The sequence below is a fragment of the Mesorhizobium sp. WSM4822 genome (assembly GCF_055811155.1).
Genome location: NZ_JBVVQM010000003.1, coordinates 20,517 through 32,756 on the forward strand (window position 1 = coordinate 20,517; position 12,240 = coordinate 32,756).

Here is a 12,240-nt window from a genome sequence, read left to right on the forward strand (position 1 = left end):
GAGCAGTTTAGGCAAAGGCGGCAAACACAGAATGGACTGTGTCGTAAAAGTGAACGATGGAACAAGGTTCGTTCACCAATTGGCCCGCAGAGTCGGGCTTGCGCCGTGGCCGGAATTCGGTTCCATGAACGGCGTTCGACATCCCGCGAAAAAGGTATCGTGAGTGACTGGAAAAGCCAGGCGGCCCAACATTCTCCTGATCACATGCGATCAGTGGCGTGGCGATTGTCTGTCCGCAGCCGGCCATCCGGTCGTGCAGACGCCCAATACCGACGCTTTGGCCGCGGAGGGTGTGCTGTTCAAGCGGCACTATGGCGGCGCGGCACCCTGTTCGCCCGCTCGCGCCTGCCTCTACACCGGCCTCTACCAGATGAACAACCGCGTCTGCCGCAACGGCACGCCGCTCGACGCTCGCCACGGCAACATCGCGCTCTCGGCTCGCGCCCTGGGCTATGATCCGACGCTGTTCGGCTACACCGACGTCTCGCTCGATCCGCGCCTGCTGGCGCCGGGCGATCCGCGGCTGCAAAGCTATGAAGGCGTGCTGCCGGGCTTTACGGTGCGCCAGTTGCTGCCCGAGCACCAGAAGCAATGGCTATCCTGGCTGGAGCTGCAAGGTGTCGACGCCAGCGCCGGGTCCCCCGACATCCACCGTCCGCTGGCCGACGGCGTGGCCGGGACCATCAGCAACGCGCCGCCCGTCTACTCCGGGCAACAAACGCCGGCGGCTTTCCTGACCGGCGAATTCACGCGTTGGCTTGGCGAACAGGAGAACGCCACGCCGTGGTTCGCGCATCTTTCCTTCATCAGCCCGCACCCGCCTTTCATTGTGCCGGAGCCCTACAACACGATGTACGATCCGGCTGACGGCCCGGCCTTCCGGCGCGCGGCAAGCTGGCACGAAGAGGCGAAAAACCATCCCTATCTTGCCTATGATCTCGGCCGGCAGAGACAGATAAAATTCCGCCCGGACGCCAGAGGCAAGGTGCACGACTGGAGCGAAGACGATTTTCGCCGCATCCGCGCGATCTATTACGGCATGATTTCCGAGGTCGACGCGCAGCTCGGCCGCGTCTGGCAAGCGATCAAGGCAGCCGGGGCGTGGGACGACACCATCATCGTTCTGACCTCGGACCATGCCGAGATGATGGGCGACCATTTCATGCTGGGCAAGGGTGGCTATTTCGACGGCAGCTACCACATTCCGCTGATCATTCGCGATCCGCGCCACGGCAAGGCGACCGGCGGCAGTGTCGACAGCTTCACCGAAGCGGTCGACATTTTGCCGACGCTTCTCGACCTGCTCGGCGAAAAGCCCGCGCCGCATCTCGACGGCGCCTCGCTGAAGCCGTTCCTGGGCGGAGAAACCCCTGCGGCCTGGCGCGATGCCGCGCATTGGGAGTTTGACTTCCGCTCGATTGCCGCGGGCGAGGCCGAAAGCCATTTCGGCATCGCCGCACGCCAATGCAACCTCGCCGTGATCCGCACGGAACATTTCAAATATGTGCATTTCGGCGGCAATCTGCCGCCGCTGCTCTTTGATCTTAAAAGCGATCCGGGCGAGCTGGACAATCTCGCGGCCGACCCCGGCCATCTCACCGTGCGCCTGGAATTCGCCGAACGGCTGCTCGCCTGGCGGGCCGAACATCTCGACCAGTCATTGGCACTGGCCGAATTGACCGAGAACGGCCTCGTCGGCCATGCCGCTGGCCTGCCACCTGGCCACACATAAATAAAGCCCGCGCCGTTGCCAGCGCGGGCTTCATTTGGCTGAACAGAATTACCTTACGATCATGCGCTGCTGATCGCGCTGCTCAGCATAGCTGCCCTTGTCATAGGCGGTTTGAGCCTCGAGCTGTTCCTTGGTGAAGGTCGTGTAGAGGTACTTGTTGCCGTCCTTGTCGGTCATGAATTTGAGATTATCCATACCAACCGCGACCTCCTTTTCACCGACGCCTAAGAAGCCGCCAACGTCGACGATCACCGCGTCCGTCTTGTTGTCAGGCGCAAGCACGACATCACCGATTTCGCCAACCCTGGCGTCGTTTGCGCCGTAGACAGTCGTGCCCTTCAGGTCATCGGCACGAATCTCGCCGACCGGCATCTCGGTCAACGTCGACTTGTCGATGGCGGCAGTCTGTGTCTGGTCGGGAGCCGAGGCGTCAGGGGTGGTCGCTGCCGGAGCTTCGGCGCTCTTGTCTGCCGGAGCGACAGCAGGAGCCGTCGTGTCGGACGGCACAGCAGCCGGAGCGGTGGCCGCAGGCTCGTTGGAAGCCGTCGTGGCCGGCGCCGGATCATAGGCCTTGCGGTCGAAATCGGGCTGCGCCTGCAGCTCTTCCTTGGTGGTCTGGGCCACCAGCCAGCGGTCGCCATTCTTCTCGGCCCACTGCGCCTTAGAGAAATCATAGGTGACATTCTTGGCGCCGAGGCCAAGGAAACCGCCCACGCCGATGACCAGGGACTCGGCCTTGCCTTCCTTGGTCAGCACGATGTCGTTGACGTCGCCGATGTTCTGCGCGTCATCACCGGTTCCGTTATATACGTCTTCACCGATGATGTTGGTGGCAAGGTTACCGTCCGCGCGCTTTACCGGTTCCGCCGGAGCGGCGTTCATGTCGGCCGGCTTTTGTGCCGTATCCGTCGTAGCAGGTGCCGTAGGTGCGGTCGCGTCGGTCGATGCCGCAGGTGCGGGGGCCGGACTGTAGGGCTGGCTGTCGAATTCCGCCTGAGCGGTCAACTCGTCCTTGGTCGTCTGGGCTACCAGCCAGCGGTCACCATTCTTTTCGGCCCACTGCAGCTTGCCGTACTCGAAGGCGACGCTCTTGGCACCGACACCCAGAAAACCGCCAACGTCGATGACGACGGATTTCGCCTGCCCATCCTTGTCGAAGACGACGTCGCTGACATTGCCGATGTTCTCGGCATCATCGCCGGTGCCGTTGTAGACGGATTCACCGATGATGTTGGTGACGATGCTGCCCTCTGCGCGGACCGTCGCGGCGCCTGACTCCTGAACGGCTGGGCTCTGTGCCGGCGCCGGGGTCGTCGCGCTCTGCGCATATGCGCCCGTCGCGATCAGTGTTGCGAGTGCGGTCGTGGCTAAAAGATTGCGGATCATGATAGTCTCTCCTCGTGCCTGATCTCATGCGCCGCGTCGTGGTCGCTGGGGAAATCGGACGCGGCATCTACAGGTTCACAACGTCGTGACCAGTCTGTTGTTCCGACAAAACCACTGCGGTTCGGGAAACGAAAACACGGAAATGATCGAGCGGCTTAGAAGCCCCTCCGTGTCAAGGGAACCTTTCCGTCGCCGCCGCGTTTCAGCCATCGGCTGGGCGTGTCCCGGCCACTTTTTGGCTGACGTGGTGGAGCGGGGTATGAAATTCGCAGCGGTGCTGAACCGGGATGGCGGCACTTTGCGCACCACCGACCTCGTCGCCTTCTCCGACAGGATGCATCAGACGCTGGAGACGGCAGGGCACTCGCTCAGCATCGAAATTGTCGCCGGCAAGGACGTGGTGGAAACGCTTGACAGCGCGGCTTCGCGTCGCTCTGTCGACATCGTGCTGGCGGGTGGCGGCGACGGGACCATTTCCGCCGCGGCCGCCCGGCTGATGGGCACGAAGAAGGCGCTTGCCATATTGCCGGCCGGCACCATGAACCTGTTCGCGCGGGGGTTGGGCATTCCGCAGTCACTCGATGGAGCGCTGAAATCCTTCGCCGACGGCGAAATCATCGCGGTCGACGTGGCGACAGCCAATGGCCAACCTTTCATACATCAGTTCTCGATCGGCATGCATGCGAAGATGGTGCAACTGCGCCAGAAGATGGAGTTCGGTTCGCGGTTGGGAAAGATCCGCGCCTCGGCCAAAGCGGCTTGGGCGACGATCAACAATCCACCTGCGATGAATGTGACGCTCAGCATCGGCGAAGCCGAAATGGCGGCACGCATCACCGGCATCGGCATCACCAACAATTTGTTCGGCGAAGGCCATTTGCCTTATGCCGACAATCCGGCGGGCGGCGTACTCGGTGTCTATGTCACGGTGGCGAAGCAGCGCGCCGAACTGGTCAAGTTTTTCTTCAACGTGGCGCGCGGCAAATGGCGCGACAACGAACATGTCGAAATCCACCAGACGAACAGAACGGTGCTGAAAATCCATTCGAGCAGCCGCAAGTTTCGCGCTGTGATGGACGGCGAATTGGTCAGGCTTGACCGTGAAACGGTAATCGAAATCCAGCCTGGCGCGCTGAATGTACTGGTGCCGGCGAGCGCGACCCAATCGAGAGCCGCCTGATGCGATGCGTTGCAACGAACAAACCGGCTTTAGCCAGCAGGAGCCTGCTCGGTGGTGCTGGGCGTGGGGACATGCTGTTCATCGCTGGTTGGCGCCTTGATCAACACACCATAAATCTCGGCAATGCCCCACGCAGCAAACACCAGAAGCAATGCGGCGATCAGGATTCGAAATCCATGCCAGCCCCATCGCCCCTGCCGCGCCTTGTTTTCTGGAATGATCTTGGCCATGCTCGATCCCTGTCTCATTCTGCACCAGCTGGCGCGCTCGGCAAATCATGGTCGGGTAACGGTTCCTCGCTAGGATGGTTCCGGAAAAGCGCGCTGGCCTTGCACCAGCGCAAGCAGGCGGCGGCGAAGACCGAGACGAGGCAATTGGGGTGACTGGCAAGACGCAAACAGTGCCCGAGCTGCCGGCCGAAGTTGCGCGCGCAGTCAAGGATGTTGACCGGCTCGCCGTGCTGCACGGGTTGGAGATGCTGGATACGGCGGCCGATCCCGATTTCGACCGCGTCAGCAGCCTTGCCGCGGCGGTGATGCAGGTGCCGATGGCCCTGGTCACACTCGTCGACCTCGAACGGCAGTGGTTCAAATCCTGCTTCGGCCTGGACGAGGCCGAAACCGCGACCGACGTCTCCTTTTGCGCCCATGCGATTGCCGCCGGCGACGAACCGATGGTGGTGGTGGATGCAACGACGGATCCCCGTTTCAAGACCAACCCGCTGGTCACCGGAAAGCACCATGTCCGCTTCTATGCCGGCGCGCCGATGATCGTGGCAGGTGCCCGCATCGGCACGCTGTGCGTGCTCGACCGCTCGCCGCATGGTTTTCCATCCCACGCTGAGCTCGACCAGTTGAAGTCGCTCGCCGGCCTCGCTGCCAGCCTGTTCACCCTCAAGGACGCAACCCGCAGCGGCGCGATCGCCGAGGCTGCACTGGTTCGCGAGGAAAAACGGCGCGCCATCGCACTCGATGCGGCGTCGCTCGCTAGTTGGGCATGGGATATCCGCACCGATATCATCGAATGCGACACATTGATGTCGGAGCTGTTCAACCTGCCGCGATCCAACCGGCTGCGCGCACGCGACATCCTCACCGCCATCGATCCGCGTGACGTCTACCAGACCGAAACCCGCTTTCGCGACGCCCTGACCGGCAGCGACGACTATTTCGGCGAATACCGGGTGAAGGGCTTTCATCCGCCGCGCTGGCTCGCCACGCGCGGCCGTGTCATCGAGCGTGACGGCGACGGCAAGCCGACCTTGATCTTCGGCGTCAACTACGACATCTCCGAGCGTAAGCTCGGCGACGAACGCCAACGGCTGCTGCTGCGTGAGCTCAACCATCGCGTCAAGAACACTTTGGCGACCGTCCAGGCGCTGGCAACGCAGACCGTGCGCCATGCCCGCCAGCCAAGCGAGTTCCTCGAGGCGTTCGGCGCCAGGCTTCAGGCCTTGGGCATCGCCCACAATCTGTTGTCGGACCGCGAGTGGCGCGGCATCGGCATCAGTGAACTCGTCCAGATCGAGGTCAAACCTTTCGAAACGGCCGAGCAGCCGCGCATGACGATCTCCGGCGACGACCTGCTGCTGTCGCCCGACCAGGCCGTCGGGCTTGGCCTGATCCTGCATGAACTGGCCAGCAACGCGCTGAAATATGGCTCGCTGTCGGTGCCGTCAGGCAGGGTCGATCTCGGCTGGAGGATGCAAGGCAGGAGGGATGCCCGGCGTCTTGTGCTGACCTGGCGCGAAAGCGGCGGCCCGCAAGTCGCTCCGCCGGATCGGCACGGCTTCGGCTCGATCCTCATTCGCCGCAGCCTAGCCAAGGTCATTTCCAGCGAAGTGACCCATGAATTCCGGCCGGAAGGCGTGTTTGCCGAAATATCGATGCCGCTGGAAGAGTTGTCAAAGTGACCTCTCCCAACAGCTCTATCTCCGTTCGCTCTCATCCGGATCGTCGGATTTCACATTCTCGCGGTAGATGGCGTAGGCCGCGAGCGCCACGGCCGGCCCCAGAATGACGCCGAGACCGCCTTTTCCCTTGAGCAGACTCGGCAGCACGGCGAGTGCGGCGGTGATGCCGATCGCCTTCATGTCGGCATTGCGGCGCTGCGCCCGGCGCCGGGCGCGTGAGCCTGCGGAGATCCGGTAGATCAGCAGGATAAGTCCGGCAAGCACCAGGAAACCGACGCCAAACCCCAGCGCCGCGGCAAGCGGCCCATAGCGCATCGCCGTCCAGATATAGGCGGCCCCGACAAGAAAAACGAGACCGCAAAGTGCGGCGGCCATGGCGATCACATAGACGATTGCCGCCGTGCGCGCCCGGTGTATGGCGGCCACGGTTTCCCCCGAGGCGAGGCCCGAGATCAGGGTTGCCAACATTCCCATCTGGAGCGCGACTAGCGACGCGCGATGAGCGCGAAAAGGAAGCCTACGCCGGCGGCGATCGCCAGTGACGTCACCGGCTTTTCACGCACGCTTGCCATCATCTGCGCTTCGATGTCCTTGGCATTGCTGCGCAGGCTGTCAAAGGCTGCTTCGCCCTGCGCACGCAACTGCTCGACCCCTTCCGTGGCTGCGCGGCGCGCGGTGCCATAGCCATGCTCGCCGGTCTTGGCCAGTTGTTTGGTGAGCTTGTCGATGTCGGCCTTCAACTGCCTGATGTCGGCTTCCAGGTCCGCATTTGCACGGGCGTCGTTTGCGGTCTTTCCTGCGGCAGTGGCCATGGCTTAACTCCTTGTGATTGCTTGGTTTCAAACGCGCTGCGCGTCTCAAGGTTCCGGCATTGGGGACAAAGTAGCCGAAAACGCATCGGCGCGCACCCGGTCCGCCGGCTCCGGCAAAACACGCTTCCTCAGATTAATGGCCGGCGCGCTTCACCCAGCCCTTCCCAGCCGGCGAGCCGCTTGAGCCCTTCATTGTCGGAAACCACGCAGCCGCCGTCGCGCCAGACGATCAGCTTGCGATCCATCAGCTTGCGGATCGTCTTGTTGGTGTGAACCAGCGACAGGCCAAGCGTATCGGCGATGTGCTGTTGCGTGATCGGTATCTGGACGGATTGGTTGCCATTCAGTCCGACGACCTTGGCGCGGCTGCCGATGAAGGCGATGAGATAGGCAGCGCGCTCGATCGCACTGCGGCGCCCGAGGCTGAGCAGATTCTCGTCCAGCATCCGCTCTTCACGCGATGCGATCCAGGTGATGTCATAGGCCAGCCCGGGATGATTGCGGTACAGCTCATGCAGATATTCGCGCTCGAAAACACACAGCAGCATCGGCGACAGTGCCTCCACGGAATGCTGCATCTCGCCCATCACACTGCCTTGCAGGCCAATCAGATCACCGGGCATGAGATAGTTGAGGATCTGGCGGCGGCCGTCCCGCAGCAGCTTGTAGCGGAACGCCCAGCCGGAGAGCACGGTGTAGAGATGGGCGCTATGGCTTCCCTCCACCAGCACCGTGCCACCCTTTTCGACTGCGAGTTCGCCCTTCTTGAATTTGCTGATGAAGGCCAGTTCCTGTTTTTCGAAATCGCGAAAAATCGGCAACGGCCGCAATGGGCAGTTCTCGCAAGGATATTGGCGGCTGGAGAAAGCGCTATTGTTCTGAACCGACATTTCGACCCCCCTTCGAAAGCCGCTCTTGGAGAGCGCGTTTCAACGCGTTGCAAGGATTGAGGTTCCGCCCGCTTGCCACATGTCTTTTTTAAATGACAGCAAGCGAATTAGCGATCATGACTCCGGCGTTTCAAGGAGTCTTTGCCTGTGCCCACATTGCTCGACGGATTGCGAATTCTGGTCCTGGAGGACGAATTTCTGATCGCCATGGACGTCGAGCAGCTTTGCCGCGACCATGGCGCCGATGAGGTGGTGATCGCCCGTGACCTGACCGAGGTCGATGGCCGCGAGGTCGCCACGCGATTCGATGCAGCCATTGTCGACTTGATGCTGGGCGGCGCCTCAACCATCGATTTCGCCTCCGGGCTGCGCGCGGCAGGCATACCTTTCGTGTTTGCGTCGGGCTATTCGGATGTCGATGAAATCAAGGCATCGTTTCCGGGCGTCAGGCTGGTTGGCAAACCCTATTCGGGTGAAGACCTCGTGCAAGCGGTCGCCGCGGCCTGCGGACGCGCTTGAGACGATCGCGGTCAGCTCGCCGGCGAGCTCGTTACCTGGGCCGAAATTGCGTCCGGACCATACTCGTCCTCGCCTGATATTTTCAGGATCTCCTGCAAGCGCGTACGGGCTCGGCTGACGCGGCTCTTGATCGTTCCCACCGCGCAACCGCAGATCTCGGCGGCCTCCTCGTAGGAGAAACCAGATGCGCCGATGAGGATGATGGCTTCGCGTTGGTCCTCCGGCAATTGCTCCAGGGCGCCGCGAAAATCCTTCAGGTCGAGTTGGCCGTGCTGGGCCGGATGAACGGCAAGCCTGGCCGTCATGATACCGTCGCTGTCCTGCACTTCGCGCCCGCGCTTGCGCATCTGCGAATAGAACTCGTTGCGCAGGATGGTGAAAAGCCAGGCCTTGAGATTGGTGCCGGGCTGGAAGCTCTCATGCTTGTCCCAGGCCTTGACGAGCGTTTCCTGGACGAGGTCGTCGGCTTTGTCGGCATTTTGCGTCAGCGACACGGCGAACGCGCGCAGACTTGGGATTGCCCCAAGCAGATCGGTCTTGAAGCCTTGTGAGACCGCGGCCATGCCTCAGTCCTTCTTCTGTGCGGGTTCAGCCCGTTCCAGCTGGCTAAGCAACTGGGAAAAGCGATCCGGCACATCGTCGGAGACCAGCGCGTCGTAATATTGTTTGAGTTTGCGTCCGATTTCGGAGTTCGGCCCAAGAGCATCACCAGAACCGTTCCGGCGCCTGCTCTCGGCGCCAGCCAGAATATCTTTCGTCATATCCTTCATTTTGCCCTTGTATTCCCAGCGCTCAAACCGCTCTTATCATACTCAACACAACGCAAGCGGCGCCCTCGTCTGGTTGCCCATCCCGACCCCAAACGCCCCTCCCCGGTATTTGTTCCGTCGAGGCGGAACTTTTTCTAAAAATCCGCGTTATCGTCAGGGCTTGCAGTCAGCTTGACCTGCTACGCATTCACGTCATTCTGAGGGAGACGTCTTACCATGAGCTTATCCGCCACCATCGCACCACATCTGCCCTTCCTGCGCCGCTTCTCGCGGGCTGTTTCCGGGTCGCAAGAGAGTGGTGATGCGCTGGTAGCCGCGATGCTCGAGGCCATCATCGCCGATATCGAGATATTTCCCGAAGCATCGAGCGACCGCATCGCGCTGTACAAGGTTTTCGCCAAGCTGTTCACATCGGTCGCCATTCGCGTTCCACAGGAGCAGGCGCAATCGGCGTGGGAACAGCGCACCGCCGCCAATCTGAATGCGATCGCGCCGCGGCCCCGTCAGGCCTTCCTCCTCGTGGCTGTCGAAGGCTTCAGCGAGGACGAAGCGGCTGAGATCCTCGACGTCGGCGACCAGGAATTTTCAGAGCTGCTTGCCCAGGCGAGCAACGAGATATCCCGTCAGGTGGCAACCGACGTTCTGATCATCGAGGATGAACCGCTGATCGCCATGGATATCGAAGAAATGGTAGAGAGCCTCGGGCACCGCGTCGTTGGAACGGCGCGCACCCATGCCGAGGCCGTGATGATGTTCGGCAAGACACGGCCGAAGATGGTGCTGGCCGACATCCAGCTTGCCGACGGCAGTTCCGGCATCGAGGCCGTGAACGAGATCCTGTCATCGACGTCGGTGCCGGTCATCTTCATCACCGCCTTCCCCGAGCGCCTGTTGACTGGTGAACGACCGGAACCAGCCTTCCTGGTCACCAAGCCGTTCAATCCCGACATGGTCAAGGCGCTGATCAGCCAGGCACTGTTTTTTGACCGGCAGGCGAAAGCAGCCGCATAGTCGCGAATTGAGGAGTGGAGGAATTGAGGAATTGAAGGCGATAGCCTCGCTCGCCGATTTCTCCAGATCATCAAAATCGTCAATTCATCAATTCCTCAATTCTTCAATTCTTCACTTCGGGCCGCCTGATCCACGCATCGGGCGGTGAGGGCGAATTTCCTGCGCGTCCGGCTGCCGAACGAATTGCAAGCTCGGTCTTTTTCGGCAAAGGGTGGGAACAAACCGCAACCACCCACGTTTTTATCGCATCATTCGAAGGAGATGCATCATGCTTTACTGGGCGCTCGTATTTCTCGTCGTTGCGATCATCGCCGGCGCGCTTGGTTTCGGCGGCATCGCCGGTACATCTGCCGGCATAGCGCAGATATTGTTTTTCATCTTCCTCGCTTTCCTGGTCATTTCGCTTCTTGCGGGCCTGTTCAAAAGGGCTTCGTAAAGACGGACGGCCGAACACTGGAAGCCGCACCCCTCAAACGGTTTCCAGCCACCGCCGGGCGGTGTCCTTCAAAGGACGCCGTCCGGCGGACCGTTTTTTGGCGGCGGGTTCGGGAAACCTCTTTGGAACCCATTCACCGGTGAGCCGTTCAGCCTGAATTGGGTGGACAGTTTGGCCGATGGGTTCCAGGACCGGAAACAGGAAGGACGACGTGCAAAGCGATGAAGTCATCGCCCTCCATCCTGCCGAAAGCGGCATGCAGCTCGGCCGCGCCCTTCTTCACGCGTTGCACAATGCCGGCATTTCCGTTCTCTACCAGGATCGCGAGATGAAAACCGTATGGGCGCGCAACATGCGTGCGCCCTGGGTTTCGGACACCGCCGACAGCATCGGTATTCTGCCGGAGGCGCAGGCCGACCGCATCGGCGCGGCCAAGCGCGACGTCATTGCATCCGGCAACCCCCAACGTCTCGAGATCAGCGTTCCCGTCGAGGATGGCAGCCGCTGGTTTGAGGTCTGGATCGATGCCGACCACGGCGACGGCGGCACGGTGCAAGGCGTCGTCACCACGATGGTCGAGACGACCGAGCAGAAGCGCCGTGAGCAGACCCTGACGACGCTGTTGCGGGAGGTGAGCCATCGCTCGAAAAACCTGCTGGCGATCATCCAGAGCATAGCCACCCAGACCGGTCGCTACTCCGACAGCATCGGCGATTTCCTGACACGTTTTCGCGGCCGGCTGCAATCGCTGGCTTCGTCCCAGGATCTCGTGACCTCTTCCAACTGGCGGGGCGCCGCACTTCGCGAACTCGTATCGGGCCAAGTGGGCCGCTACGGCGGCGATCCGGTTCGCAGCCTGAGGTTTCAGGGGGCCAACCCCTATCTCAATCCCAACGCTGCCCTGCATATCGGCCTTGCGATGCATGAACTCGCCGTCAATTCGGTGAGCTATGGCGCCCTGTCGCGGCCCGATGGATTCGTCAATGTTACAGCCAACCTGACCGCCGCCGACACGGGAACCTCCCTGTCGCTGACATGGGCCGAGGCAATCGGAGCCAGTGATGTCAGGCGTAGCGAGAAGCGCTTCGGCAGCGTCGCACTCGAACGGGTCGTGCCGGCGTCACTGAACGGAACGGCGACGCTCGAAATCGCGGCTGGCCGTCTCGAGTACCGCCTTGTCGTTCCACATGGCAATTTCGAGACGGATTGAGCGACCCGAGCTTTCTTAACCAGCTGTTCACGATAAAAGCAGATGCTGTTTTTCCCAGATACCGCTGGAACCTGTTGCATCACCGAACATTTCCGCAGCAGGATTTGCAGCATGGTGCGGGAGGGAATGCCTTGACGGTTGCCGATATGAACAGACTGGAGCAGGCCGCCCGGATTTCCATGGGCGAGTTTGAGGACTCCGAGTCATCCGCGCCACCGCTGGCCCCTGTCCCCAACGGAGCCTTGCGCCTTGTTGCGTTGGCCTTGGTGGCGGTGATCGTGGTGGTCGCCCTGTACCAGCTGGTCTATTGAGGCCAGCTCGTTTCGGCCGGCGACAGAATCAATTGTCGCCGTCTTATTTCCCTGCCCGGCCCAGCGCGCCA

Annotated in this window: 15 protein-coding genes; 8 read left to right on the forward strand and 7 right to left on the reverse strand. The window is 61.5% G+C overall.

Annotation, left to right across the window (positions count from 1 at the left end):
* Positions 1-163 precede the first annotated feature (163 nt).
* A complete protein-coding gene (locus AC0L3E_RS08080) occupies positions 164-1,732 on the forward strand; it encodes an alkaline phosphatase family protein (RefSeq protein WP_352582000.1) in 1,569 nt (522 codons plus the stop codon).
* A gap of 48 nt (positions 1,733-1,780) precedes the next feature.
* Here the strand turns inward: AC0L3E_RS08080 and AC0L3E_RS08085 are convergent, their stop codons facing one another.
* Positions 1,781-3,118, reverse strand: coding sequence for a PRC-barrel domain-containing protein (locus tag AC0L3E_RS08085; protein ID WP_473604585.1), 1,338 nt, complete (start codon positions 3,116-3,118; stop codon positions 1,781-1,783).
* A gap of 259 nt (positions 3,119-3,377) precedes the next feature.
* Between AC0L3E_RS08085 and AC0L3E_RS08090 the strand changes: the two genes are divergently transcribed.
* Positions 3,378-4,298, forward strand: coding sequence for a diacylglycerol/lipid kinase family protein (locus AC0L3E_RS08090; RefSeq protein WP_352581998.1), 921 nt, complete (start codon positions 3,378-3,380; stop codon positions 4,296-4,298).
* A gap of 29 nt (positions 4,299-4,327) precedes the next feature.
* Here AC0L3E_RS08090 and AC0L3E_RS08095 read toward each other — a convergent pair whose 3' ends face one another.
* Complete coding sequence (locus AC0L3E_RS08095) at positions 4,328-4,528, reverse strand: hypothetical protein (RefSeq protein ID WP_127269171.1); 201 nt, start codon at positions 4,526-4,528, stop codon at positions 4,328-4,330.
* Positions 4,529-4,698: 170 nt separating this feature from the next.
* On the opposite strand from AC0L3E_RS08095, the gene AC0L3E_RS08100 reads away from it, so the two are divergent.
* Complete coding sequence (locus AC0L3E_RS08100) at positions 4,699-6,210, forward strand: sensor histidine kinase (RefSeq protein ID WP_256747411.1); 1,512 nt, start codon at positions 4,699-4,701, stop codon at positions 6,208-6,210.
* 15 nt (positions 6,211-6,225) lie between these two features.
* Here AC0L3E_RS08100 and AC0L3E_RS08105 read toward each other — a convergent pair whose 3' ends face one another.
* The 3 genes from AC0L3E_RS08105 to AC0L3E_RS08115 all read right to left on the reverse strand — a co-directional run bounded on the left by AC0L3E_RS08105 (position 6,226) and on the right by AC0L3E_RS08115 (position 7,912).
* Entirely contained in the window at positions 6,226-6,684 is a 459-nt protein-coding gene (locus AC0L3E_RS08105) for a hypothetical protein (protein ID WP_473604586.1), read from the reverse strand.
* A gap of 11 nt (positions 6,685-6,695) precedes the next feature.
* Positions 6,696-7,022 (reverse strand): ElaB/YgaM/YqjD family protein, encoded by a 327-nt coding sequence (locus AC0L3E_RS08110; RefSeq protein ID WP_023811001.1) that lies wholly within the window; start codon positions 7,020-7,022, stop codon positions 6,696-6,698.
* Between the two features lie 128 nt (positions 7,023-7,150).
* Positions 7,151-7,912 carry a Crp/Fnr family transcriptional regulator gene (locus AC0L3E_RS08115; protein ID WP_256747408.1) on the reverse strand — a complete coding sequence of 254 codons (762 nt, stop codon included), beginning with the start codon at positions 7,910-7,912 and terminating at the stop codon, positions 7,151-7,153.
* 207 nt (positions 7,913-8,119) lie between these two features.
* Here AC0L3E_RS08115 and AC0L3E_RS08120 point away from each other — a divergent pair, with 207 nt between their 5' ends.
* Positions 8,120-8,431 carry a response regulator gene (locus tag AC0L3E_RS08120; RefSeq protein ID WP_164748877.1) on the forward strand — a complete coding sequence of 104 codons (312 nt, stop codon included), beginning with the start codon at positions 8,120-8,122 and terminating at the stop codon, positions 8,429-8,431.
* Between the two features lie 11 nt (positions 8,432-8,442).
* On the opposite strand, the gene AC0L3E_RS08125 is transcribed toward AC0L3E_RS08120, so the two are convergent.
* Together AC0L3E_RS08125 and AC0L3E_RS08130 are read right to left on the reverse strand one after the other, a co-directional pair.
* Entirely contained in the window at positions 8,443-8,994 is a 552-nt protein-coding gene (locus AC0L3E_RS08125) for an RNA polymerase sigma factor (protein ID WP_013529285.1), read from the reverse strand.
* Between the two features lie 3 nt (positions 8,995-8,997).
* Complete coding sequence (locus AC0L3E_RS08130; RefSeq protein WP_127269630.1) at positions 8,998-9,201, reverse strand: NepR family anti-sigma factor; 204 nt, start codon at positions 9,199-9,201, stop codon at positions 8,998-9,000.
* Between the two features lie 216 nt (positions 9,202-9,417).
* On the opposite strand from AC0L3E_RS08130, the gene AC0L3E_RS08135 reads away from it, so the two are divergent.
* The 4 genes from AC0L3E_RS08135 (at position 9,418) to AC0L3E_RS08150 (ending at position 12,169) form a co-directional block, all read left to right on the forward strand.
* Positions 9,418-10,212, forward strand: coding sequence for a response regulator (locus AC0L3E_RS08135; RefSeq protein WP_023810997.1), 795 nt, complete (start codon positions 9,418-9,420; stop codon positions 10,210-10,212).
* A 268-nt stretch (positions 10,213-10,480) separates the two neighbouring features.
* Positions 10,481-10,648 (forward strand): DUF1328 domain-containing protein, encoded by a 168-nt coding sequence (locus AC0L3E_RS08140; RefSeq protein WP_013529282.1) that lies wholly within the window; start codon positions 10,481-10,483, stop codon positions 10,646-10,648.
* Between the two features lie 178 nt (positions 10,649-10,826).
* Positions 10,827-11,858 carry a sensor histidine kinase gene (locus AC0L3E_RS08145; RefSeq protein WP_164748875.1) on the forward strand — a complete coding sequence of 344 codons (1,032 nt, stop codon included), beginning with the start codon at positions 10,827-10,829 and terminating at the stop codon, positions 11,856-11,858.
* The gene (locus AC0L3E_RS08150) at positions 11,855-12,169 is read left to right on the forward strand and encodes a hypothetical protein (protein WP_236383520.1); all 315 of its coding nucleotides are present in this window, start codon (positions 11,855-11,857) and stop codon (positions 12,167-12,169) included. The genes AC0L3E_RS08145 and AC0L3E_RS08150 overlap by 4 nt, the downstream gene beginning before the upstream one ends.
* Positions 12,170-12,240: the final 71 nt, after the last annotated feature.